Here is a 24,241-nt window from a genome sequence, read left to right as displayed (position 1 = left end):
TAAATAAAGAATTTAAACAAATAGTGTAGTGTTAAACTTTACACTACCTATAAGAAGGTAGTGTAAAGTAGCCTATGAAAAACAAAAACAAAAAATAATTAAGCCTTAAAAGAAAAAAAGGTAACAGAAATAGCTCTTGGTAACTTACGCCACCCTTGACAGCACCATTAAACAATGCTTAAAAATGGTGCCGACGGTGAAAAACTCAAGAACAGATAGACCTATCCCGTCGTAATCATGGCATTGTAGCATTGTTTAATGATGCTATCAAGGGCATGTCCCTGCGGGATGGCTGTATCAGTGCCTCTGGTTCAAAATCTAAGAACAGATAGATTGTTGCTCTTGTAAATGAAGAATGGTTTTTTGACCAAGGTATATAAGGAGTTGCCATTTTCCAGGCATGTTATCAGCTTTGGAGAGCAAATTAACCCTATTCAAAGGCTTTTTATAGCAAGTAACTTTATGGGGACGTAGGAAATTGTAATAAGCTACCCATAAAGACAAGGCATAATTAGCACCATCATAATTATCGTAACCATTGGTTATACGATAAGAAGCTTTAAAAGTTCGGTTAAGGCGTTCTACAATCTGCTTGAATGGGCGAAACTTTTTAGAAACTTCGTCATCATTGGAAAGACCTATTACCTGAGTGATATCAAACTTAAGAGGATCTTTCTCACGGAGAGCGAATTGTTGAGAAGCTAAAGGATAAGCGCTATAGCCATCAGCAATAAAACGAAATTTATCAGGAAGCTTTTTAAGATTGCGAAAAGCCATACGCATAGCAAGGATACAAGGACCTACGCCACGATTATCAGATACCCTGTAACCAAGGATAGAACGAGAAACAGCATCCATAATGAACCAAACATAACCTTTGATACCACGGACTTTGATATAAGTTTCATCAGCTATCATAGTAGAGAAATGGTTGTAATTATAATTATCAACAAAAGGTTTAATAAGAGTAGCAGCGGAATGAGCATAGTTAGCAACCATAGTATGAGAGATATCAATACAATGAATGTCTTTTAAAGCCTGAGCAGTTTTTCTTAAAGATAGTCCAAGGTTTACATGATAAGACAAACAAAGTCCCATGATATAAGCACTTTTACTACGGAATTTAAAAGAAGAAGCATTTTTAGGAAGAGAATCCAAATCCATAGCAAAAAAATCTACAGAGAATTCACGGTAGATATAGCGTAGTTTATACTTATAGCGATCAGAATGTTTTACGTCATTAGGTAATTTACTCACATTGGATATATAATAAGAGCACTTATTATTAATGCACTTATGTACATTAAAATGTTTCCTATCTTTTTTTGCAACAAGAGAATGATTGCAATAAGGGCATTTAAGAACAAGAGGAGAAGAAACTTGTTCACCCGTAACAAAAGTTTTTTGGCAAACTTTACACTTAAATTGGCCTTTACCACCATTATTATCGTAAATATATTGCTGTGGAGCACCACATAAAGGGCAAATGGTATCGTTAGGAACATTACGGATTTTACCTTTTTGAGTCCTAACAGGTTTTAAAGGTTTACCATAACGAAGAAGATAGTATTCAGTCAAAAATTGCCAATCTTGTTTAACAAAGCGTTTAATAATAGGTAGTTTATCGGTCTTGAATTTCTGATACTTAGGTGAATGAGCATCATCAAAAGCCCATTGCTTAAGAGGAATAAATTTAGAGATGAAAAGAAGTAACCAAGAAATTTGTTGATTTTGGTATTGAATTATATTAAGTAAATAAGTTATAATTGAAGGCATAGCAATGACATCCTTTCAGGAATTTTTGGTGTGTTGGAACTTCAATTATAACTGAAAATAGGGGGTCATTGTTATTTTATTGCAAAAAACTGTGAAACCCTTGATAAATAAAGAATTTAAACAAATAGTGTAGTGTTAAACTTTACACTACCTATAAGAATGGAGAGGTAAATATATGAAAATAACAACATACCGATTAAGTTCATTTTCACAAACAGTAGAAGGTGGGAACCCTGCAGGTGTAGTTCTTAATGCAGATAGTTTAGATGAAAAATCAATGTTAGAAATATCTTCTAAGATAGGATACTCAGAAACTGCGTTTGTTTCACAATCAAAAGTAGCTGATTACAAAGTAAGATTTTTTACACCGGTAAAAGAAGTAGATCTATGTGGTCATGCAACGATTGCAACATTTAATTTACTAAGGGATTTGCATATTTTATCTTGCGGAGAATATACTCAAGAAACAAAAGCAGGAGTTCTTAAGATAATTGTTAATGATAACGATGTATTTATGGAACAGAATAAACCAGTTTTTTTTGATATAATAAGCTTAGAAGAAATCAATAAATGCTTTGAATCAGCCTTAACAAATATAGATAATCAACCAATTCAGATTGTTTCTACAGGTATGAGAGATATTATATTACCAGTAAAGAACTTAGGAATTCTTAATAAATTACAGCCTAAGTTTGATGAGATTATTGTTTTGAGTAATAAGTATGACGTATCTGGAATACATGTTTTTACCCAAGAAGGAATAACGAATGCCAATGCAGTTTGTAGAAATTTTGCACCTAGAGATGGAATAAATGAAGAAGCTGCAACTGGAACTTCAAATGGAGCTTTAGCCTGCTATTTAAGTAGATACAGTAATGATACTAATAAAAGATACTTGTTTAAACAAGGATACAGTATGAATAAACCCTCTGTTATAAAAGTAGAATTAGGATATAATAATCAAAATATTTATAAAGTCTATGTTGGTGGTAATGCTGTAAGAATAGAGGATTAATTAAAGAGAGGATAAAACAATTTAAATTATTGTTTAACGGAAAGGAGTTTATAATGAAATTTGAATTATTATATGAAAGCTATCCTATTATAGAATCTACAGAACTTATCCTTAAAAAAATTGAAGAGGATGACATAAATGATTTTTTTGAGATACATAGTGACGAAATAATCTATAAATACATACCAGGTAAAGCTAAAAAGAATATTAATACTGTAAAAAATATGATTGGACATTATGAAAGAGACTTCAATAAAAAGAAAATGATATTTTTAGGTATATACATCAAAAAACAACTACCTAAGTTAGTGGGAATTGCTGAAATATTTGATATTGATAAAAAAATAAGCATGGTTACAATTGGATATAGACTCAATCCAAATTATTGGGGAAAAGGAATTGCAACAGAGGCTACGAGAAGATTAACTAAATATTTAATTGATGAAATTGAAGTAAATAGAATACAAGCATTTGTAATGACAGAAAACAAAAAATCAGAGGAAGTTCTGATAAGAAATCATTTTGAATACGAAGGTACTATAAGGCAGGGGCAAATGTGGAAAGAGAAAGGTATCATTGATTTAAAATTATATTCGTTATTAAGAGAAGATTTTTATAACTATTAAAAAGTAGCTTAAATCTACATAAGAAAAAATTGAGAGGAAGGAAACTCAATTACTTTTAAAAGAGGTTAATTGGATTAACAAGAGATGAATAAAGAAATTAAAATTGGAACTGGAACTCAAGCAACTGTCTATCTTAGCGAAACTCATGCTATAAAGGTATTTAAGAAAGACTACAATAAAGCCTATGCATTTTATGAAGCAATGATTAATTCATTAATAGAGGATGTAGGTTTGCCTATTGCAAAGGTGCATGAAGTCTTAGAAATTAATGATAATATTGCAATGAAAATGGATTTTATTGAAGGCGTTACGCTACACGATTGTTACTTATCAAATATTTATAATGCAAATAAATATGTTGATATAATGTTAGATATGCAAATAGAGATACATTCTAAGGATATCCAGCTTCCTTACAATCTAAATAATAGACTTAGAGAAAAAATATCAAGTAATAAGATGCTTAATAAAACAAGCAAGAATAAATTATTAAATATATTAGACAAGCTTCCAGACGGAAAATGTCTTTGTCACGGAGATTTTTATGGTTACAATATAATAAAACAGCAAGACAAATATTACATTATCGATTGGATTGATGCAACAAATGGTTGTGATAATGCTGATGTATGTCGTACCTACATGCTGTATCTGTTCCATTCACAAAAAATCGCAGAATTATATTTAGAAACATATTGTAATAGAACCAAAAAGGAGAAAAAAGATGTTTTAGATTGGATACCTATAATATTAGCGGCAAGACTGAGTGAAAATATTCATGATCAAGAAAAAGGAAAAATAATATCAGTTATTCAGGATTTATAGTAATTTTAAAATAAAGATGATATAGATAGTATTAATATTATCAAATGAATAAATAGCAATTATTAACGTTTATATCATGTGTATTGACAAAAAATAAACAAAGTGATATCATTGATTTAGAATAAAGTTCAGTTTTTCTGAGAAATGTCTTAGTTGAACTGAAGGTAAAATCAAAGACCTTACAGAAAAGAGATATCTTATTTGATAGGAATTTGTGCAGAATTGTTATTTAACAGTTCTTTTGAGCTGTTTTTTATTTGCATGACTTCCTTTGTGGAAGTTTTTTTGTTATTTATGAATCTTTTATGTGGTAATAGTCACTCTTTGTTCTGTAGATCTTTTAAATTATAGGAGGTTATACAAATGGATACAAGAAGTTGGATAGACCAAGTTATAAAACAAGATCAGATAGACAAGTACTTAATTAATGGTAAAGATTTTATTAATGAAAATGAAATACATAACAAACTGAATATGAACAAAGACTGCAGCAAGGAAAAAGTCAGAGCTATACTTGATAAATCTTTAGCAGTTGAGAGATTGAGCTTTGATGAAACTGCTACATTACTTAACGTTACTGATGAAGATATGTGGGAAGAAATGTATGAAGTTGCAGCAGAAGTCAAGAGAAGAGTATATGATAACAGGATTGTATTTTTTGCGCCACTTTATTGTGGTAATCTATGTGTAAATAGTTGTAGATACTGTGGATTCAGAAAAGAGAATGCAGGAGAAGAAAGAAAAGTATTAACTGCTGAAGAGATAAGAAGAGAAACCGATTATATTCTCAGCCAAGGACACAAAAGAGTCATCGTTGTTTATGGTGAACATCCAAAGACAGATGCTAAATATATAGCTGAAAGTATGAAAACAGTATATGATGTTAAAAAGAAATCAAGAAGTGGAAAAAATTCATATATAAGAAGAATAAATGTTAATGCAGCACCTATGAGCATAGAAGATTTGAAGATGTTAAAGGAAGTAGGTATAGGTACGTACCAAGTATTCCAAGAGACATATCATAAGGATACATATAAATCAGCTCATCCAAAAGGATTAAAAGCCAACTATAGATGGAGATTATACTCTCTTCATAGAGCAATGGATGCAGGTATTGATGATGTAGCTATAGGAGCTCTTTTTGGACTTTATGATTGGCGTTTTGAAGTTATGGGATTATTATATCATGCTGACGATCTTGAAAAACAATTTGGTATAGGACCTCATACAATTTCATTCCCAAGACTTACACCAGCTTCAGGTTCAGAACTTAGTATAGCTTCCAAATATCTAGTTAATAATAAAGATTTTAAAAAACTAGTTACAGTTCTAAGACTTGCAGTTCCTTATACTGGATTAATAATCACAGCACGTGAAAACCCAGAGGTAAGAGATGAAGTTGTAAAAGTTGGATGTACACAATTAGATGCCTCAACCAAAATAGGTATAGGTGCGTACGATAAAGCTGCTCACAATGAAAAAGAAGACAAACAGCAATTTACTATTGGTGACAACCGTACACTAGATCAAGTAGTTAATAAACTAGCTGAGATGGGTAAGATTACTTCTTTCTGTACTGCTGGATATAGATGTGGTAGAACAGGAGATAAGATAATGAATCTGTTGGAAACAGGAACAGAAGGTAAGTTCTGTAAACTAAATGCTGTACTTACATTTAGAGAATACTTGGATGATTATGCTACAGAAGAAACTAAAAAAATTGGGGAAGAACTTATTAAGAAGGAATTTGAAGAAATCAATAACATGGAATTCTATAAAAATAATAAATTATTGAGTGTAATAAATGATTATTATAAAAGAATATCCGAAGGAGAAAGAGATCTATATGTGTAGAGAGGAACTAGAGAATATTGTAGAGGATATTCATAATAAATTCCATGTTGAATTAGCTGTTTGTGAAGTATTCAAAAGAAGATGGTCATACATTACAGGAACTAAAAATTATGTAAACGGAAGATATAGAATTAATATAGATGAAAAATATGGTATAATAGTTAATTGTGAAGAACAAGATGTAGAAAAAATCAAGATGCATATCAAGAAAGGATAAGATGTCATTGAAAAGAGTTGCTGTAATAAGTGCTATATTAGAAAGACCAGAAGATACACAAAACACCTTTAATGCTATAGTCTCTTCTTATAAAGATATGGTAAAAGGAAGAATGGGATTGCCTCTTATTGAAGAAGGAATTTCAGTAATAAGTATTACAGTAGTTGGAGAAATTAATGATATTAACAGTTTGAATGGTAAACTGGGTAAATTACCAAATACTCAGGTTAAAACTTCAATTTCTAAAAAAGAAATTTATTAGTTCATTATCAATTTAATTATAGTTATAAGATATTACATTATAAAAAAGAAGTTATTTCTAAAAATAACTTCTTTTTTATAATTCAAAACAAGGAAAGGCTAAAATAAATATTGTTATTTCTTGTAATTGCATTGCATTAAAAATAACATTTTAGATTATATATACTTTTATTAATAGAATATAAAATAATAAAAACTTATATAAAATATTTGTAGATAAATACAATAGTTAACTAAATATAATTATTGCTTATTTATAAAAATAATATAATATTCAGCAAAAATATTGACATAAAGCCTATACTGATGTAAAATAAAACATAGAAAACATAATACTAGGTTGGAGATAATGGAGAACCACACAAGTAAACCTATCAATAGGTTAGCTTAGTGTGGTTTTTTTATGCCCAAAATATTATGATTAAGTACTTTAAGTACATAGGAGATGTTGTAATGAACAATAAACAAGTTAATAGTTTCCATAGTCAAACAGAAATGAATCCTATTATTGCAGCAGTTAACCAGTTGGATAAACTTGATTTGGCTATTAAGTCACCTTGCAAAGTTATTTTTTTACTTACAGGAAGTATTTTTAACTTGAAAGAAATAGTACAGAAAGTAAAGGACAACGATATGGATATTTATATTCATTTTGACTTACTGCAAGGGTTTGCTAAGGATTCAATCGCACTTGAATACATTAGTAAACAGATTAAGCCTGATGGAATTATTACAACAAAAAGTAATCTTATTAAAAAAGCTAAAAATTTGAATTTGTGGGCAATTCAAAGACTTTTCATTTTTGATTCCAAATCATTGGAAACTGGAATCAACTCTGTAAACTTAACAAAGCCAGATACCATAGAAATTCTACCTGGTGCCATACCTAAGATAATTAACGAGATATACGACCGAACTAAGATACCATTGATAGCTGGAGGTCTAATTAGAAATAAAGAAGATGTAATTGAATGTCTTAAAGCTGGTGCCGAAGGGATTTCTGCAAGTACAGAAGAAATTTGGTATATGTAAGTTTTAAGGCGGACATTTGCATAGAAAAACAAAACCAGGCAGGAGGGCAGAAGATGGGTTGAGTTTTAGGTAACAAAGGAAAGGTAATTAAAAACATTTATTGAAAGGAGAGAGTTTTTTGAGTCTAGAATTAATTTTAATTGCGTTTGGTGGGGGAGTTTTAGGTGCACTGATTGGAGCATTACCAGCATTTATCTTTACAGGTTTTGTAGGACTTATTGGAATTGGGGTAGTATGTGCTGGAGGTCCTCCAACAATTTTGAATGATATTACTTTTGGGGCTTTCTTGGGACCACATATTGCTTTTGCTGGTGGTGTTGCAGCAGCAGCTTTTGCAGCTAATAAAAAGAAATTATTGGACAGTGGAATGAATACCACAGTTCCATTAAATAAATTTCAAGATATAAGTGTATTAATTGTTGGAGGTATATTTGGTATATTAGGACAGTTATTGAATTATCTATACGCTACAGTATGGACCCTTCCAACTGATACTGTTGCAATGACTGTAGTTACATCGGGAATAATTGCTAGATTAGTATTTGGTAAAACAGGGTTGTTAGGTGTTAGAAATCCAGTTAAAGCAGAAATGGCAGCAACTTCAGAGACAAAGAGAAGTATATTGCCAACATCTAAAACAATAGCATATGATATCATCATGGCATTAGGATTGGGTTTAGTGGTTTCTTACATTGCTATTATTACTGAAATAGCACCAATAGGTTTCTGTGTAAGTGCAGCTTCTTTAATATTTGTACAAATGGGATTTTCTGTTCCAACAACACATCATGTTACTTCAATCGCAGGATTGGCAGGATTTATGTCTGGTAGTATTTATATAGGAGCACTTTTTGCAGTACTGGCGGCAATAATTTTTGAAATTGTAGCATTGAACTTTAACACCAATGCTGACTCACATATTGATCCACCAGCTGCATCAATATTTATTTGTGCTTTTATCATTATGGGGATATTTTAACTAATTAACTTTATTTAAAAAATGGGAGGAAAGAATATGGATAAAAAATATATCATGGCATTAGATCAAGGAACAACTAGTTCTAGAGCAATAATATTCAATCATGAAGGTAAGATAGTGAATACAAGTCAAAAAGAATTTACTCAGGTATATCCAAAACCAGGCTGGGTTGAACATGATGCTATGGAAATTTGGGCAACTCAAAGTGGAGTAGCTAGAGAAGTTTTAGAGTTGTCGGGAATAAGACCAGATGAGGTAGCGGCAATAGGTATAACTAATCAAAGAGAAACAACTGTTGTATGGGATAAAAATACTGGAAAACCAATATACAATGCTATAGTTTGGCAATGTAGAAGAACTGCAGATATATGTGATGGATTGAAAGCAAAAGGATTAGAAGACTACATAAAAGAAAGTACTGGTCTAATATTAGATGCTTATTTCTCAGGAACAAAAGTTAAGTGGATTCTTGATAATGTTGAAGGTGCTAGAGAAAAAGCTGAAAATGGAGAACTGTTATTCGGTAATATTGATACATGGTTAATATGGAACCTTACTAGAGGTAAAGTACATGTAACTGATTATTCTAATGCATCAAGGACAATGTTATATAACATTAAAGAATTAAGATGGGATGAAACAATACTTGACGAGTTAGGTATACCAGCTTCAATGTTGCCAGAAGTAAGGCAGTCTAGTGAAGTTTATGGTCACACAGATCCTAAGACTTTTGGTGGAGCCGAGATACCTATTGCTGGTATAGCAGGAGATCAACAGGCAGCACTATTCGGTCAAGCTTGTTTTCTACCAGGTATGGCGAAGAATACATATGGTACAGGATGCTTCATGTTAATGAATACAGGACAGGAAATGGTTAGTTCAGATAGTGGTTTATTGACAACTATAGCATGGGGAGTAGATGGTAAAGTAGAATATGCTCTTGAAGGAAGTATATTTGTTGCTGGAGCTTCGGTACAATGGCTTAGAGATGAATTGAAATTAGTAGAGAATGCCAAGGACACTGAGTATTTTGCTACTCAAGTAGAAGATACTAATGGAGTGTATGTAGTTCCTGCTTTTGTTGGACTTGGTGCTCCATATTGGGATATGTATGCTAGAGGAACTATTGTAGGTCTTACACGAGGAGCCAATAAAAATCATATTATAAGAGCTACATTAGAATCAATCGCCTATCAATCAAGGGATGTGCTTGAAGTAATGCAAGAGGATTCAGGTATAGAACTTCAAGCTCTAAAAGTTGATGGTGGAGCAGTAGCCAATAATTTCTTGATGCAGTTCCAATCAGATGTATTAGGAGTTGCAGTAGATAGACCAGTGGTTACTGAAACTACAGCTCTTGGTGCAGCATTCTTAGCTGGTTTAGCAGTTGGATTCTGGAATAGTAAAGAAGAGATTGCTGATATGTGGGCTATAGATAAGCATTTTGAACCTGTAATGGAAAATGATTATAAAGAAAAGAAATATGCAGGATGGAAAAAAGCAGTTAAAAGATCATACCTATGGGAAGATCCAGAAGGAGAGAAATTAGGAAGCTGATATATAGAGAGTAAAGTGTTGTTTAATTAAAATAGAGTCAATGATACAAAAAATAAGCTGATACATAATGATTAGCTTATTTTTTGTATTATAAAGTAAATGGATTTATTATGAATTAAGGAAATATTAAAATTCACTATTATTTCTTAGTAATATAATTTATAATTTATGATAAAGGAGTTGAAAGAATGATTTATTTAATTAGCGATACACATTTTAATCAAAAAAGAATAATAGATTATGAAAACAGACCATTTAATTCAGTAGAAGAAATGAATAAACAATTGATCTATAATTGGAATAATACCGTATCTAAAGAAGATACTATATATCATTTAGGTGATTTTGCATCTAGTAATAAATCGGAAGTAAAAAATATATTTGACCAGCTTAATGGATATAAGGTGTTGATTAAAGGTAATCATGATAGATGTAACAGTAATATTTGGTGGCATGATATTGGATTTGAAGATGTTATCGATGGAGGAATAATATTAGATAGCTTTTATTTATTGACACATGAACCTATGTATATGAACATAAATATGACACCTTATGTTAATATTCATGGACATATTCATAGCAATAAGATGGAAGGTAATCAATATTTTAATGTTAGTGTAGAACACCACAATTATACACCTGTAGCATTTGATAAGATAAAAGCAATGTATAAAAGTGATGAGTAATAATAGTTAAGTGATTCTTAATTGCTTAATATAATAGAATATGGTAACATATGGTATATAAAGGATATTTGAGAATGGAGCCATAGATGGACAAATTATTACAAGTTTTTATATCTTCAATGATTCCCATTGTAGAACAAAAAGGAGCAATTTTATTAGGCATTTTAACATATGATCTAGATGTACTACAAGTATTTGTTATAAGCTTAGTTGGTAGTATTATACCAGCACCTTTTATACTATTATTCTTCAATAAAATATTTACTTGGATGCAAAAATATAAAGCTTTCGCTCATATCAATAGTATCATTGATAAAAAGATATCTAAAAATACTAGGAAGATTGAAAAAAGAAAAGAATTGGCTCTAATTATTTTTATTGGAATACCCTTACCAACTACAGGTATTTGGACAGGAAGTGCCGTTGCAGCTTTCTTAAATTTGGATTTCAAGAAATCTATGGTTTGTGTAATTTTAGGAGCAACGATTTCTGCCATATTGATAACAATAATATCTTTGACTTTTCCCTCATTGTGGAGTATTAAAATTTAATTAATTTCATTGAAAACAATAGATATCTATGTTATATTATCCTTTCTTACATAGTTTATTTCTTGTGGAAAAATGTCGATAGTATAATTATAATATTATCAGCAGAAAATAAACATGATTTTATACATTATAAGAGAGGAATTATAAATATGGAAGCTCATTTATATCCTATTCGTATTGCGCTTATTACTTTTCCCATAATAGCTTTTTTAGGGACAATCCCTTTTTTATTATACCAATATATAAAATATCATTATGTCAATAAAATCAGAGTATTGATTACATACTCTTTATGCCTTTATTGCTTGACTGCTTATTATATGGTTATATTACCACTGCCAAAGTCTAGTGATGTTCTAAGTTTATATCCTGCAGGCAGACAAATGTATCAATTGGTGCCCTTTAAGTTTATACAAGATATACTTAAAGATACTCAAGTTATATATAACAAACCTGCAACTTATATACATTTATTCAAAGAAAAAGCATTTCTTCAAGCCGCTTTTAATGTTTTGTTATTAGCTCCTTTGGGGATATATTTAAGATACTATTTTCGAAAAAGCTGGATAAAAACTGTGATTATTGGATTTACGGTATCACTATTTTTTGAGCTTACCCAGTTAACAGGTTTGTATGGATTTTATAATGCACCTTATAGGTTATTTGATGTAGATGACCTCATATTAAATACTACAGGATGTCTTTTAGGTTATGTTATAGCTCCATTATTTACATTTTTTCTACCTAGTTCCAATAAATTAGATAAAGACGTGGATTTTGATAAAATGCAGGTTGGACTTATAAGAAGGGGATTAGCATTCATTATTGATTGGTGTATTATAAGTATATTAAGTAATACACAGAGTTTGATTGAATATTTCTTCATAGTATTCATTTATTTTATAGTAGGTGTATACATAACTAATGGACGAACCATAGGTAAATTATTAACATCAGTTAGAGTTCGGGGAAAAACTGAGAAAATATCATTCAAAGAAGTACTCTTTAGATATGGCATTCTCTATTATGGCATTGTCGGGGCAAACTTGGTAGTACTTTATGTTAGTCAAGGATTAGTAACGTTTCAAATTCTAATTCTAGGTGGGGTTTTTGTTATTGATGTTATTGTAGCGATAAGCTTTTTAGTATCTATCGTCAAGAGAGATAGACAATTTTTCTATGAGAAAATTAGTGGTACCAAAAATGTCATTAGTTACAAGAAAGATAAAGTTATCAATGAAAATAACAATACACTTTAGAACAAATCTTCAAACTAAATAGAGTTGATTCATTCTAGAAGTGTATTCTATTAAATGGATATTAAGTATTGTCTGTAATTACATATAAGCTAAGATTATAATTCTTTAGCTAATTCATAAGAATTCCAAATGGCATACATAATATTATGTACTTTTTGGGAATCTCCTATATTATATACTGGAATATCTTTTTCCAATAGTTCTTCATACAGGCTGTTATTTTCTTTATAACCTATAGCAGATATTATTGTATCAGCAGAAATGTTATGAGTACCCTCTGCATTTTTGACTGTTACTGATGAATTATTAGCTGATACAACCATTGTATTAGTTTGGATATTGACATTATTATAATCCAATAGGTCTTCTAACATATAATGATTCATGTGAGGTAATCCGTGAGGTCCTCCTAGTATGTCATTTGCCATTTCGACAACTGTTACATTAGAACCTTTCCCAGCAAGCCATAAGCCTGTTTCACAACCAACTAAGCCCCCTCCAATGATAACGACTTCTTTTCCAGCATCTGCTTTACCAACTAAGATATCATTGGCAGATACTATATTTTTTGCACCATCAAATTTAGGTATTATTGGAGTTGATCCAGTGGCAACAATAATTTCATCTGGATTATATGTATCTATATCAGAAAGTTTAACATGGCAATTCATCTTAACAGTGATATTTAATAGTTCTAGCTGTTTTTCATACCATTTTACTAAAGCTCTATCATATCTTTTGAAATCAGGAACACCACCTGGTATAAGGTTACCTCCTAGATTATTGGTTCTTTCACATAGTGTGACTTTATGACCTCTAGTTGCTAATACTCTAGATGCTTCCATACCTGCAATTCCACCACCAATTATGAGGAAATGCTTTTTATTCAATGCAGGAGTAAGACCATATATCTTTTCACGACCACAAGCTGGATTGACAGCACAGCTGACAGGTGCATTGGATATTCTTCCAAGACATCCTTCATGACATCCGAGACATGGGCGTATTTCATCTAATTTACCTGCACGTACTTTTTTAGGATAATCTGGGTCAGTTAATAATTGTCTACCTAGACCAATGATATCACAACTATTATTTAATGATTCAACTGCCATTTCAGGATTTTCCATTCTACCAGCTAAAATAATAGGTACGTTTACATTTTCTTTTAATATTTTTCCGAATTCACGATATGTACCTTCTTCAAAATACATTGGTGGGTGATTCCAGTACCATGAATCATAAGTTCCAGCGTCTACATTAAGAGCATCGTATCCGGCATCAACCAATATCTTAGCTGCTTCAATACCTTCATCAATATCTCTTCCAACTTCTTCATATTCTTCTCCAGGAAGACCACCTTGTCTAAGACCTTTCATACAACTTTTCAAGCTGTATCTTAATGATACTGGAAAATCTGTCCCACATGCTTTTTTGATTCCTTTTACAATATCAGTTGCTATTCGTAATCTATTTTCTAAGGAACCACCGTATTCGTCTGTTCTTTTATTAAAAAATGATATTGCGAATTGATCTAATAAATATCCTTCGTGAACAGCATGAATCTCAACTCCATCAAAGCCAGATTTTTTGGAAATTACTGCTGCAGTAACAAACTTTTGAATTAGGGTTTGAATTTCCTCTTTTGTCATTTCTCTATGTAGGATATTAGGATCAAAACGGTTCTCATTTTCAGAAGGTGCAATATATTTACTAACGAATCCAGGTAAAGCACTTCGTCCAAGACCACCTGTAAGCTGAATGAACACTTTAGTACCATAGGCATGAATACGCTCATTCATTTGATAAGCTGAATGGATAAATGCTAGAGGTGTTTGGGTGGGACTAGGAAGACCAGCTTTAGCCATCTTTTCAGTTTCCATATCTACATTACAGATACCAGTGATAATTAGACCTATTCCTCCTTTTGCACGTTCAACATAGTAATCTTGAATTCTTTGGTTTAGAGCACCGTTTGCATCAGCGTAACCAACAGGACCCATTGGTGCCATTGATAACTTGTTCTTAATCTTTACTTTACCAATGTAGGTAGGAGTAAATAATTCAGGATAATAATTTGCCATATAAGTCTCTCCTTTAAACTAATTATGATTTAACATAATAATTTCGCCGAATCAATTATGTTAAATTTAGTATAGTATATCCATTGAAACTAGTCAAGGATTTTGTTTATTTTTTATCAATGTATAAATTTGTTAAGTGCCATTTTTATTCTTCAACAAAAGTTGATTAATAGAACAATATAATATATATTATTAGGTAAGTAAGTTAAAAGGAGATATATTGATTATGAAAAAGAAGACATCTAGAACTCTTCAAGCTGAAAGAACTAAGAGTCATATATTGGATGAAGCACTTAAACTAATGAAATATAAAAATTTTGATGATATAAGTATTCAGGAGATTTGTGAGAATTCAGGAATATCTACAGGTGCTTTTTACCACCATTTTGGTAGTAAATCAGGTATTGTTGTTGCAGCATATACACGTACTGACCAATTTTTCCAAGATGAAGTAATTAATAAAATTGACTCTTCAAATATAAAAAGTGCAATAATAGGATATTTATGTGAACAAGGTCTCTATGCAAAAAATATGGGAGTGGATATAATCCGAAATATTTACAAAGCACAAATGGATAATGCCAGTGCTTTCTTTCTATCGGCTGAACGTGGATTGCCAAAAGGATTGCATCAATTAGTGGAAAAAGGTCTGGATAATGGAGAATTATGTTCAGATAAAACAGCAGACCAGATTACAGAGGAATTGCTTATCATTTCAAGGGGAATATTATATAATTGGGCGATTAGTTTTGGTGAATATGATATTGCAAAAAAGACTTTCAGTATTATAGATGCATATTTACAGAGTATTTAATATTATAAAGATAACTATAAAGACTCAACTAATATCTTATGGAGAAAATATTAGTTGAGTTTGTTAATGTTGTTTATAGATAATCACCAGTTTACAACTTAGAAACATTTTTTATATAAAACCGAAAAAAATTGATCGTATAATTCTTTATGATGAGGGGTATTAGGTACGCGTACATAATAGAAGGAGGATTATAAATGACCGCTATAAAATTGAATAACTTAATATATAAGTTTACACCTTAGAAATATTTTTCATATGGTTTAGAAAAATGATAACCTTATAATTTGTATCATGAGGTAGCACATAATAACCTCATTAAAATTAAAGGAGGAATAAAGGATGAATAAAGTAAAACATAATCTAAAGAAAACATTATGTGTACTATTGACAACAGGGATGGCATTAAGCAGTCTAACTGCATGTACTAATACTAAGGCAAAGGGACTTGAAGAAAATGAAGTGGTAGTGCTTGACAATCAACAGGAAGAAATCAATGATGTTTTAGCTATCAAGCAAATTATTGAAGTGAAAGATTTTGCTGGTTTTCAGTGGTTGGAAAATGATAATATATTAGGAGTGGCTATAAAAGATGGTATTAGAAATATAGCTGTTTATAATGTTAGGGACAAATCAATTGAAAACATAACTAATAATAAGGATGCTAATATGGGGTTTGAATATTGGTATGAGCAAGTGCATGATTGTTTGGGACAATATAATCCAAATGAAAATTACGTTTTATTTAAGGAAAAGCCTATAGAACAAAGAGATACTTACTACTCAGACACTTACGCATTAGTGTATTATGACAAAAAAGAAGGTAAAGTAATAAGAATAGATGAAGATGTAATGCGTTCTCAATATATTGAAGATGAGCAAATATATTATTCAAAAGGTTTTAAAGTATATAGGTATGATATGGCAAGTAAACAAAAAAACGAAATACAATTATCTGAAGAACTTGTTAACAATCTAAAAGATTATTTTAATAGTCCTGAAGAATATTTAGAAGCTCATTTTGGAGAAGAGAAAGAAGAAGTTAGTGAATTCTGGAAGGGAATGCACAAACAATTTTATGAAAGAGAGCAGATAAATAATTATATTGATAGATTGACAGTTAATGATGATGAACTGGAAATAGCTTCATATAATCTAAAACGTTATACAGTAAATCTTAAAACTAATACTTTTGAAGAAAGGGCTATGAAACGTGATTCTCATAAAGATGTAATAGAAATTGACAATGTAGCGAAAGTAATACAAAATAAGATACCTAGAGAATTATGGAAGACAGATGATAAAGGTAACCAAGTAAAATTGATTGATAAAACTCATGATTTTGTAAGAGGATTTTTCTTATCACCAGATAAAAGTAAGTTGATATATGAAGCCATATATCCAATGGGAGAGGAGCGAAAATATATATATGATTTTGAAAGTGATAAAAAGTTAACTTTGTTTGGTGAGTATAAATCTTTATGTTGGAATAAAGAATCAAATAAAATAGTATGTACAGACTCCGTCTATTTCTATAAAGAACTAAGTTGTAAAATAATAATTTTGAATGATTAATTAAGTAGGTGGGAAAATGACAAAAATATTAGTAGCTGATGATGAAGAGAACATTACAAATGCAATAGCATATGCTCTAGAACGTGAAGACTATCAAGTCTATAAGGCTTATGATGGTAAAGAAGCTCTTGATATCATTAGAAAAGAACAACCTGATATACTTATATTAGATATTATGATGCCAGAATATAATGGTTATGATGTATGCAAAAATATTGAAAACACTTCACAAATGGGTATCATCATGCTTACGGCAAAAAGCACTTTGGTAGACAAGATATTAGGGCTGGAACTAGGTGCTGACGATTATATCACTAAACCTTTTGAAATGCAAGAATTATTGGCACGTGTAAGATCTCTTCAAAGACGTATCAATAAAAATGATGATGTATCAAAGGAATTAATAGATGACAATATCTTAGAAATTAATGGTATAAAAGTTAATGTACTGGAGAGGGTTGCATATGTGGATAATAAACAAATTGATCTTAAGGCTAGAGAATTTGATTTGCTGGTTTTTCTGATGAAGAATGTAAAAATAACTTTTACAAGAGATATTATTCTGGATCGAGTATGGGATATGGATTATTATGGTGGTACACGTACAGTAGATATTCATATCCAACGTATACGTAAGCAGTTAGGAAAATACAGTAGTTTAATTAAGACTATTCCTAAAGTTGGATATAAAATGTTGGAGCATATGGAATGAGAATCAGTGTAAAACATAAACTAACCATTTTTATCATTTTCCTATTATTAATCAATTTAGTCATTATTAGTATTTTAACAATGAATGGTATTCGTACCAATCAGATAAAGGAATATGAAAGATATCTAAAAGAAAGTAGTAAAACAGCTAATCTATACATAAGAGAAAGATATCTCGCTAGTGACATTGAAGATTTTGAAACCTTTTATATTAAGCAGGCTTATGACTTGACTATTGAGATAGAACGTGTACTAGGGATTCACACAATTATTTTTGATAATCAAGGAAGACAGATTGGTAATGAAGTATTTAAAGAATTGAAAAATGAATATGAGGATATCATTACCAAAGCTTTGGATAACAAGATTGTATATAAAAAAATTGTGGATAAGATAATATATGCAGCACCAGTTTACGATTTTAATGGGCAAATAGGTGTTATGCAATTAGAGTATAATCTATATTTACAAAAGAGTTTCAATGAAGATACTTGGAAGTTGTTTGTCAAATTTGGGCTTATATCTATTATTGTTACATTCATAATAGGGAGAGTATTTTTTATAAACATAGTAAATCGAATTAAGAGGTTAAAAAAATCTGTTAAGTTGATTGAAGAAGGACAATATGATATAAGCTCGATACTCATAAAGAGTAAAGATGAATTTGGTGAATTAAGCACAGGGATACAAGCTATGTCTTCACAGATACAACAAAATATTAAGCAGCTCAGTGATGAAAAAGCAAAACTCCAATTGGCGCTAGAGCATGTTCAAAAGCTAGAAAAGAAGCAAAAAGAATTCATTGGGAATATAACTCATGAATTCAAAACACCAATTACGGTCATAAAAGCTCAGATCGATTTAATGAATCTTTATAAGGATGATAATAATTTAGTAGATAAATCCAATATTATTGTTAACAATGAGCTTAAAAGATTAAATCAAATGGTAGAGAAGGTATTGCACTTATCAAGCTTGGAAAAATATGATTTTGAACTTGAAAAACATAAAATAGATACACATGTACTATTGAAAGAAATTATAGATAAGTTAAAAGGAAAGGCTTCCAAATACGGAATTGAATTCTATTACCAGTTAGAGCCTTGCCAAGTTTATATGGATAGAGAAAGTTTTATGATGATTTTTATCAACTTAATGGATAATGCAATAAAATATAATGTGTCAAATGGTAAGATAAAAGTTACAAGTAATGTTAAAAAGGGCGTTAATCGAATTGAAATAGCTGATACAGGAATAGGTATACCAGATGAACATAAGAAAAGGGTATTCGAACCTTTTTACACAGTTGATAAAAATAAATCCAAAAAATTATCAGGTACAGGACTTGGATTAAGTCTAGTCAAGAAGATGCTTGAAAAACAGAATGCAACGATTTGTATTTTGGATTCAGAGAGAGGAACTGTATTTCAAGTGAACATTCCTTTAAGCAAAAAAGAAAAAAATATGTAAATAAATTAAGTTATCTAATCTATTGAGCAATAAATTAGATAGCTTATTTTTTATATAAGATATATCATATATAATGTACTTATAGTAATTATATGCTAAAATTAATTGAGTAAATGCAAGTATTAATAGTGTATAATTAATTAGATTAAGTTTTTTTAATCTGTACTTATTATAAATAAACTAATTTGGAGAGATAAGGTAAGGTGTACAATGAAAAAGAGATTGATAAAAATTAGTGCAAATACATTTATGATTATAGTAACTTTGATTGTAATCATTGGATTTTTGTTGGCTTTTATTCCTGCAAGAATGACTAAGGCTCATACAAATAAAATTGTTGAAATGTATATGAATGATATGAATTACGATCTGACAGAATTTAATAGAAAGTGGAAGGACAAAATCTATAAAGAGGAATTATTAGCAGATGATGGGCATAGTATTCCCGTATATTATATAGTTGATGATAAAAACTATAATAATAAAACTATAGTCTTAGTTCATTGGCATGAATCAAATCATGAAGCTATGTATCCTATAGCGGAAATTTTTTTAGAGCAGGATTTTAATGTTGTCTTATATGATGCTAGAGCACATGGTAACAATACAGCCAAAACGGTCTCTTTTGGTTATTATGAAAAAGAGGATTTAGAATCTGTTATTACTTATGTTAACAGTAAGATGACAGATAAAAATATAATTGGTGCATTAGGTCAATCAATGGGAGGTGCAACAGTAGGATATTATTCTGGATCAGATCACGCAGCTAAATATTTGGATTTTGCAATTATAGATAGTGGATTTACTAGTATGGATGCAGAAATTGCATGGCAGATAGATTCATTTTTCATTCCTATGCCTACTAATTTATTGGTTAAATTAGGAAATATATCTAATAATCAAATATATGGTTATACTTATGAAGATGTTAATATTCTTGATGCTGTTAAAAATAATAATATTCCAACACTTATTATCCATAGTAAGTTAGATGAGAAATGTCCATATTATATGGCAGAGCAATTATTTAAAGTAATTCCACATAATAATAAACAATTAATAACTTTTAATAACTCAAAACATTTATATGCATTTTGGGATGAAAAAGAAAAATATGAAGATGGTATATTCACATTCATAAAAAACAATAAAAATAAAAAATGAGACATATTATATAAATACAAAAAATATTACATAATTGGAATCAACAATTAAAAATTAAAGGGTATAGTTGTATAAAATATAAAGACAATTTTAAATAATAGATGAAGACAAATATTAATGTAGACATTAAATAAGAAATATGATAATATATTTTGTGGTAAAAAATATTTTGAAAATATATCAAATTATATGATATAATGGTAAATAAGGAAGTTATTTGAAAACTAATGCAACTGATGTAATATAAAAAATAAACTGTAAAAAATATAAGGAGAAAAATATGGATTATAGTATATTAAGTAATTTATTGAAAGTTATCCAAGAGTCAAATTTACCTTATGTTGAGATTAAGACAGATGAACTTTATTTGAAAGTCAAAAACAATCAAGATAGTAATAAAGAAAACAAAGCTTATCTAACTGAATGCAAAAAAGAAGATGCTTCTAAATATGATATATCAAGATATCAAGATGAATGTGTAACAACTGAAATTCCTCAAAACGTAGAAATTATCAAATCACCTCTAGTAGGGAAAATTTCATTAACTAATCAAAACAACAAGCAATATATATCCATAGGTAACAAAGTCAATAAAGGAGATATTGTATGTACTATTGAAGCCATGAAAATGGTAAATGAGATAGTTAGCAAATATTCTGGTACGGTGGTAGATATTCTTGTTAAGCCAGATGAATTAGTTGAGTATGGCAGGGAGTTGTTTGTGATACAAGTTGATTAAAAGATTGAGGTGATAAGGTGTGTTCAAAAAAATATTAATCGCTAATAGAGGTGAAATAGCAGTCAGAGTTATTCGAGCATGCAGAGAAATGGGAATAAAAACCTTAGCAGTATGTTCGGATATAGATAGAAACAGTCTCCATACCAAATTAGCTGATGAAACCATATGTATTGGTTCCGCTAATGCAAAAGAAAGTTATTTAAATACATATACCATATTATCAGCGGCATTTCATAAAGGTGTTGATGCCATTCATCCAGGATATGGTTTTTTGTCAGAAAATAGTCAATTTGCTAAGATGTGTGAAGAATGTAGCATTACTTTTATTGGACCATCCAGTAATACAATTGAATTAATGGGTAATAAAGTGAATGCAAGAAATATTGTTAAACAGATGAACTGTCCCGTAATGAATGCGATAGAAAATATTAAGATAGACGAAATACATAATAGAGATATAGAAAAAGAAATAGGTTATCCAGTCATTATAAAAGCTGTTTCAGGTGGGGGAGGAAGAGGTATCAGAATAGTCCATAGTAAAGAAGAACTCTATACCAATATTCTTAATGCTAAAACAGAAGCTGAAAATTATTTTGGCAATGCTGAATTGTATATTGAAAAATATATTAAAAATGCTAGGCATATAGAATTTCAAATATTAGCTGATAACCATGGAAATGTAGTTCATCTAGGAGAACGTGAATGTTCAATTCAAAGAAAAAATCAAAAAATGATTGAAGAATGTCCTTCAAGTATCTTAGATAATGATATGAGAAATACTATGGGACAACTTGCAATAGCCATTGCAAAAGAAGTAAATTATTCTGGTGTTGGTACAGTTGAATTTCTGCTGGATGACAATATGAATTATTATTTCCTTGAAATGAATACCAGAATACAAGTAGAACACCCAGTAACGGAAATGGTTACAGGTATAGATTTGATCAAAGAACAGATAAAAGTAGCGGCTGGTATGAATTTGGATATCAAGCAAGAGGATATTTGTATAAATGGACATTCAGTTGAATGCAGGATAAATGCAGATGATGCAGATAATAACTTCATACCTCAGACTGGACTTATTAAACAGCTTATATTACCAGGAGGTCCAGGAGTTAGAGTTGACTCTTCTGTATTTAATGACTATTATATATCACATTATTACGATTCGTTGCTGGCAAAAATAATAGTACATGGTAAAGATAGAGATGAAGCCATAAAAATAATGAAGAGAGCATTAAAAGAAACAGAAATCAAAGGGATAAAGAATAATATAGATTTTCAATACAATATTATTTGTTGCAATGAATTTGAATCGGGAAATTATAATACTCAGATAATCAGTTAAGGAAAGGTGAGGATATGATTAAGAATAATATTGAAGAAAATTATATTAATGATATAAAAACCAATCAAAGTAAAGGTAATAATGATCTGGAATTACCTAAAATATGGATAAAATGTAGTAACTGCAAAAAAATAATGTATTATATGACAGTAGATAATAATGATAAGGTATGCCCATACTGTAATAATCATTTAAGGTTGACAGCAGAAGAAAGAATAGATATGGTTCTGGATAATGGATCATTTGAAGAATTTTGTGAAGATATACCTAATATTAATTATCTTGATTTTGAAGGTTACTCACAAAAGATAGATAGATTGCAGAAAAAATTAAATACCAGTGAGGCAGTAATAACTGGTAGAGGTTCAATTAATAATAAAAAGATAGTTATATGTATCATGCAGAGTCAGTTTATGATGGGAAGTATGGGAGCAGTAGTAGGCGAAAAAATAATGCGTGCAATAGAATATGCAATAGAAAAAAAACTTCCTTTGATAATTTTCACTGCTTCAGGAGGTGCCCGGATGCAGGAAGGTATGGTATCTCTTATGCAGATGGCAAAAATAAGTGGTGGTTTAAGTAGGTTATCAAAGAGTGGACAACTCTATATTACCGTAATTACCGATCCGACAACAGGAGGAGTTACAGCAAGTTTTGCCATGCAAGGTGATATTATATTAAGTGAGCCTAATGCACTTATTGGTTTTGCAGGTAAGAGAGTAATAAAACAAACACTCAGAAAGGATTTACCTGAGGGCTTTCAAACAGCTGAATTTGTACTGGAACATGGATTCATTGATAGGATTGTCCATAGAAAAGAGTTAAAAGATATCTTAAGTAAAATATTAACTATGCATGGGAGATAATAGAATGAATGAGAATAATAATAATCTTACAGCTTGGGAAAAAGTTCAGCTCGCCAGATTATCTGAGAGACCTAATGCAGATGAATACATATATAACATATTAGATGATTTCCTTGAATTTCATGGTGATCGTTACTACGGTGATGATAAGTCAATAATTGGAGGGATAGGAGTCATAGATGGAATCAATGTAACTGTAATCGGACAATTGAAAGGAAAGACCTTAGAGGAAAATATAACCAGAAACTTCGGGATGACTATGCCTGAAGGTTACAGAAAATCTTTAAGACTAATAAAACAAGCTGAGAAATTTAATAGACCAGTCATATGTTTTGTAGATACACCAGGAGCTTACTGTGGTGTGGATGCTGAAGAAAGAGGACAAGGAGAAGCTATAGCGAGGAATTTAATTGAGCTTATGGATATATCAGTTCCAATAGTTTCCATTGTCATAGGTGAAGGGGGTAGTGGTGGCGCATTGGCATTAAGTATAGCCGATAGAATATTGATGCTAGAGAATGCTGTATATTCTATAATATCACCAGAAGGTTTTGCAAGTATTCTGTGGAAAGATAATACCAAGGCTGAAAAGGCAGCAGAAGTTATGAAGATAACAGCTGATGATTTATATGGTTTAGGTATCATAGATGACGTTATTGAAGAACCAGCTGGAGGTGCACATTGTGCAAAAGAATATATTTTCAAGGAAATAAAGGTTAGAATATTACAAGAGTTAAAGGAATTACTATCATTGGATAAAGAAGAATTATTACAAAAACGATATAGTAAATATAGAGCTATAGGTAAAGTGTGAAGAACAAGATAATTT

21 protein-coding genes and 1 pseudogene are annotated in these 24,241 nt (G+C 30.4%); 20 read left to right on the top strand and 2 right to left on the bottom strand.

The window, feature by feature from the left end; translation table 11 throughout:
• Positions 1-318: 318 nt before the first annotated feature.
• Positions 319-1,776, bottom strand: coding sequence for a DDE-type integrase/transposase/recombinase (locus HYG85_RS06015; RefSeq protein WP_212690144.1), 1,458 nt, complete (start codon positions 1,774-1,776; stop codon positions 319-321).
• Between the two features lie 175 nt (positions 1,777-1,951).
• Here HYG85_RS06015 and HYG85_RS06010 point away from each other — a divergent pair, with 175 nt between their 5' ends.
• From HYG85_RS06010 to HYG85_RS05955, 12 genes are all read left to right on the top strand, one after another.
• Entirely contained in the window at positions 1,952-2,791 is an 840-nt protein-coding gene (locus HYG85_RS06010; protein ID WP_212692710.1) for a PhzF family phenazine biosynthesis protein, read from the top strand.
• A gap of 53 nt (positions 2,792-2,844) precedes the next feature.
• Complete coding sequence (locus HYG85_RS06005) at positions 2,845-3,417, top strand: GNAT family N-acetyltransferase (protein WP_212692709.1); 573 nt, start codon at positions 2,845-2,847, stop codon at positions 3,415-3,417.
• Between the two features lie 84 nt (positions 3,418-3,501).
• On the top strand, positions 3,502-4,242 hold the full coding sequence (locus HYG85_RS06000; RefSeq protein WP_212692708.1) for a phosphotransferase: 741 nt from the start codon (positions 3,502-3,504) through the stop codon (positions 4,240-4,242).
• 363 nt (positions 4,243-4,605) lie between these two features.
• Positions 4,606-6,096, top strand: coding sequence for a [FeFe] hydrogenase H-cluster radical SAM maturase HydG (gene hydG, locus HYG85_RS05995; protein WP_212692707.1), 1,491 nt, complete (start codon positions 4,606-4,608; stop codon positions 6,094-6,096).
• Positions 6,089-6,313 (top strand): hypothetical protein, encoded by a 225-nt coding sequence (locus HYG85_RS05990; RefSeq protein WP_212692706.1) that lies wholly within the window; start codon positions 6,089-6,091, stop codon positions 6,311-6,313. The genes hydG and HYG85_RS05990 overlap by 8 nt, the downstream gene beginning before the upstream one ends.
• A gap of 7 nt (positions 6,314-6,320) precedes the next feature.
• Positions 6,321-6,575 (top strand): TM1266 family iron-only hydrogenase system putative regulator, encoded by a 255-nt coding sequence (locus tag HYG85_RS05985; protein WP_212692705.1) that lies wholly within the window; start codon positions 6,321-6,323, stop codon positions 6,573-6,575.
• A gap of 452 nt (positions 6,576-7,027) precedes the next feature.
• On the top strand, positions 7,028-7,606 hold the full coding sequence (locus tag HYG85_RS05980; RefSeq protein ID WP_113672118.1) for a glycerol-3-phosphate responsive antiterminator: 579 nt from the start codon (positions 7,028-7,030) through the stop codon (positions 7,604-7,606).
• A gap of 118 nt (positions 7,607-7,724) precedes the next feature.
• Positions 7,725-8,585, top strand: coding sequence for a hypothetical protein (locus HYG85_RS05975; protein WP_113672117.1), 861 nt, complete (start codon positions 7,725-7,727; stop codon positions 8,583-8,585).
• A gap of 36 nt (positions 8,586-8,621) precedes the next feature.
• A complete protein-coding gene (gene glpK / locus HYG85_RS05970) occupies positions 8,622-10,142 on the top strand; it encodes a glycerol kinase GlpK (protein WP_212692704.1) in 1,521 nt (506 codons plus the stop codon).
• A 188-nt stretch (positions 10,143-10,330) separates the two neighbouring features.
• Positions 10,331-10,831: a metallophosphoesterase family protein gene (locus HYG85_RS05965; RefSeq protein WP_212692703.1), complete on the top strand. Its 501-nt coding sequence runs from the start codon at positions 10,331-10,333 to the stop codon at positions 10,829-10,831.
• 86 nt (positions 10,832-10,917) lie between these two features.
• Positions 10,918-11,382 carry a COG2426 family protein gene (locus HYG85_RS05960; RefSeq protein ID WP_212692702.1) on the top strand — a complete coding sequence of 155 codons (465 nt, stop codon included), beginning with the start codon at positions 10,918-10,920 and terminating at the stop codon, positions 11,380-11,382.
• A 149-nt stretch (positions 11,383-11,531) separates the two neighbouring features.
• Positions 11,532-12,641 carry a VanZ family protein gene (locus HYG85_RS05955; RefSeq protein ID WP_212692701.1) on the top strand — a complete coding sequence of 370 codons (1,110 nt, stop codon included), beginning with the start codon at positions 11,532-11,534 and terminating at the stop codon, positions 12,639-12,641.
• 95 nt (positions 12,642-12,736) lie between these two features.
• Here HYG85_RS05955 and HYG85_RS05950 read toward each other — a convergent pair whose 3' ends face one another.
• Positions 12,737-14,725, bottom strand: a complete 1,989-nt coding sequence (locus tag HYG85_RS05950) for an oxidoreductase (protein ID WP_212692700.1) — start codon at positions 14,723-14,725, stop codon at positions 12,737-12,739.
• A 226-nt stretch (positions 14,726-14,951) separates the two neighbouring features.
• On the opposite strand from HYG85_RS05950, the gene HYG85_RS05945 reads away from it, so the two are divergent.
• From HYG85_RS05945 to HYG85_RS24720, 8 genes and pseudogenes are all read left to right on the top strand, one after another.
• A complete protein-coding gene (locus tag HYG85_RS05945; protein WP_212692699.1) occupies positions 14,952-15,539 on the top strand; it encodes a TetR/AcrR family transcriptional regulator in 588 nt (195 codons plus the stop codon).
• A 342-nt stretch (positions 15,540-15,881) separates the two neighbouring features.
• Positions 15,882-17,114 (top strand): hypothetical protein, encoded by a 1,233-nt coding sequence (locus HYG85_RS05940; RefSeq protein ID WP_212692698.1) that lies wholly within the window; start codon positions 15,882-15,884, stop codon positions 17,112-17,114.
• 16 nt (positions 17,115-17,130) lie between these two features.
• Complete coding sequence (locus HYG85_RS05935) at positions 17,131-17,826, top strand: response regulator transcription factor (protein ID WP_212692697.1); 696 nt, start codon at positions 17,131-17,133, stop codon at positions 17,824-17,826.
• Positions 17,823-19,295, top strand: a complete 1,473-nt coding sequence (locus HYG85_RS05930; RefSeq protein ID WP_212692696.1) for a sensor histidine kinase — start codon at positions 17,823-17,825, stop codon at positions 19,293-19,295. The genes HYG85_RS05935 and HYG85_RS05930 overlap by 4 nt, the downstream gene beginning before the upstream one ends.
• A 210-nt stretch (positions 19,296-19,505) precedes the next feature.
• Positions 19,506-20,459 carry an alpha/beta hydrolase gene (locus HYG85_RS05925; RefSeq protein ID WP_212692695.1) on the top strand — a complete coding sequence of 318 codons (954 nt, stop codon included), beginning with the start codon at positions 19,506-19,508 and terminating at the stop codon, positions 20,457-20,459.
• Between the two features lie 280 nt (positions 20,460-20,739).
• Positions 20,740-21,198: an acetyl-CoA carboxylase biotin carboxyl carrier protein gene (locus HYG85_RS05920; protein ID WP_212692694.1), complete on the top strand. Its 459-nt coding sequence runs from the start codon at positions 20,740-20,742 to the stop codon at positions 21,196-21,198.
• Between the two features lie 19 nt (positions 21,199-21,217).
• A complete protein-coding gene (accC, locus tag HYG85_RS05915) occupies positions 21,218-22,546 on the top strand; it encodes an acetyl-CoA carboxylase biotin carboxylase subunit (protein ID WP_212692693.1) in 1,329 nt (442 codons plus the stop codon).
• A gap of 14 nt (positions 22,547-22,560) precedes the next feature.
• A pseudogene (locus HYG85_RS24720) lies at positions 22,561-24,226 on the top strand (acetyl-CoA carboxylase carboxyltransferase subunit alpha).
• The last annotated feature ends 15 nt before the right edge of the window (positions 24,227-24,241 follow it).

The organism is Vallitalea guaymasensis, assembly GCF_018141425.1.
Taxonomy (GTDB): Bacteria; Bacillota; Clostridia; order Lachnospirales; family Vallitaleaceae; genus Vallitalea; species Vallitalea guaymasensis.
This window is presented reverse-complemented; position numbering and strand designations above follow the sequence as displayed.

Coding starts and splice junctions, on each gene's coding strand:
- HYG85_RS06015 (WP_212690144.1), bottom strand. CDS start 1,776: ATGCCTTCAATTATAACTTATTTACTTAATATAATTCAATACCAAAAT.
- HYG85_RS06010 (WP_212692710.1), top strand. CDS start 1,952: ATGAAAATAACAACATACCGATTAAGTTCATTTTCACAAACAGTAGAA.
- HYG85_RS06005 (WP_212692709.1), top strand. CDS start 2,845: ATGAAATTTGAATTATTATATGAAAGCTATCCTATTATAGAATCTACA.
- HYG85_RS06000 (WP_212692708.1), top strand. CDS start 3,502: ATGAATAAAGAAATTAAAATTGGAACTGGAACTCAAGCAACTGTCTAT.
- hydG (WP_212692707.1), top strand. CDS start 4,606: ATGGATACAAGAAGTTGGATAGACCAAGTTATAAAACAAGATCAGATA.
- HYG85_RS05990 (WP_212692706.1), top strand. CDS start 6,089: ATGTGTAGAGAGGAACTAGAGAATATTGTAGAGGATATTCATAATAAA.
- HYG85_RS05980 (WP_113672118.1), top strand. CDS start 7,028: ATGAACAATAAACAAGTTAATAGTTTCCATAGTCAAACAGAAATGAAT.
- glpK (WP_212692704.1), top strand. CDS start 8,622: ATGGATAAAAAATATATCATGGCATTAGATCAAGGAACAACTAGTTCT.
- HYG85_RS05965 (WP_212692703.1), top strand. CDS start 10,331: ATGATTTATTTAATTAGCGATACACATTTTAATCAAAAAAGAATAATA.
- HYG85_RS05960 (WP_212692702.1), top strand. CDS start 10,918: ATGGACAAATTATTACAAGTTTTTATATCTTCAATGATTCCCATTGTA.
- HYG85_RS05955 (WP_212692701.1), top strand. CDS start 11,532: ATGGAAGCTCATTTATATCCTATTCGTATTGCGCTTATTACTTTTCCC.
- HYG85_RS05950 (WP_212692700.1), bottom strand. CDS start 14,725: ATGGCAAATTATTATCCTGAATTATTTACTCCTACCTACATTGGTAAA.
- HYG85_RS05945 (WP_212692699.1), top strand. CDS start 14,952: ATGAAAAAGAAGACATCTAGAACTCTTCAAGCTGAAAGAACTAAGAGT.
- HYG85_RS05940 (WP_212692698.1), top strand. CDS start 15,882: ATGAATAAAGTAAAACATAATCTAAAGAAAACATTATGTGTACTATTG.
- HYG85_RS05935 (WP_212692697.1), top strand. CDS start 17,131: ATGACAAAAATATTAGTAGCTGATGATGAAGAGAACATTACAAATGCA.
- HYG85_RS05930 (WP_212692696.1), top strand. CDS start 17,823: ATGAGAATCAGTGTAAAACATAAACTAACCATTTTTATCATTTTCCTA.
- HYG85_RS05925 (WP_212692695.1), top strand. CDS start 19,506: ATGAAAAAGAGATTGATAAAAATTAGTGCAAATACATTTATGATTATA.
- HYG85_RS05920 (WP_212692694.1), top strand. CDS start 20,740: ATGGATTATAGTATATTAAGTAATTTATTGAAAGTTATCCAAGAGTCA.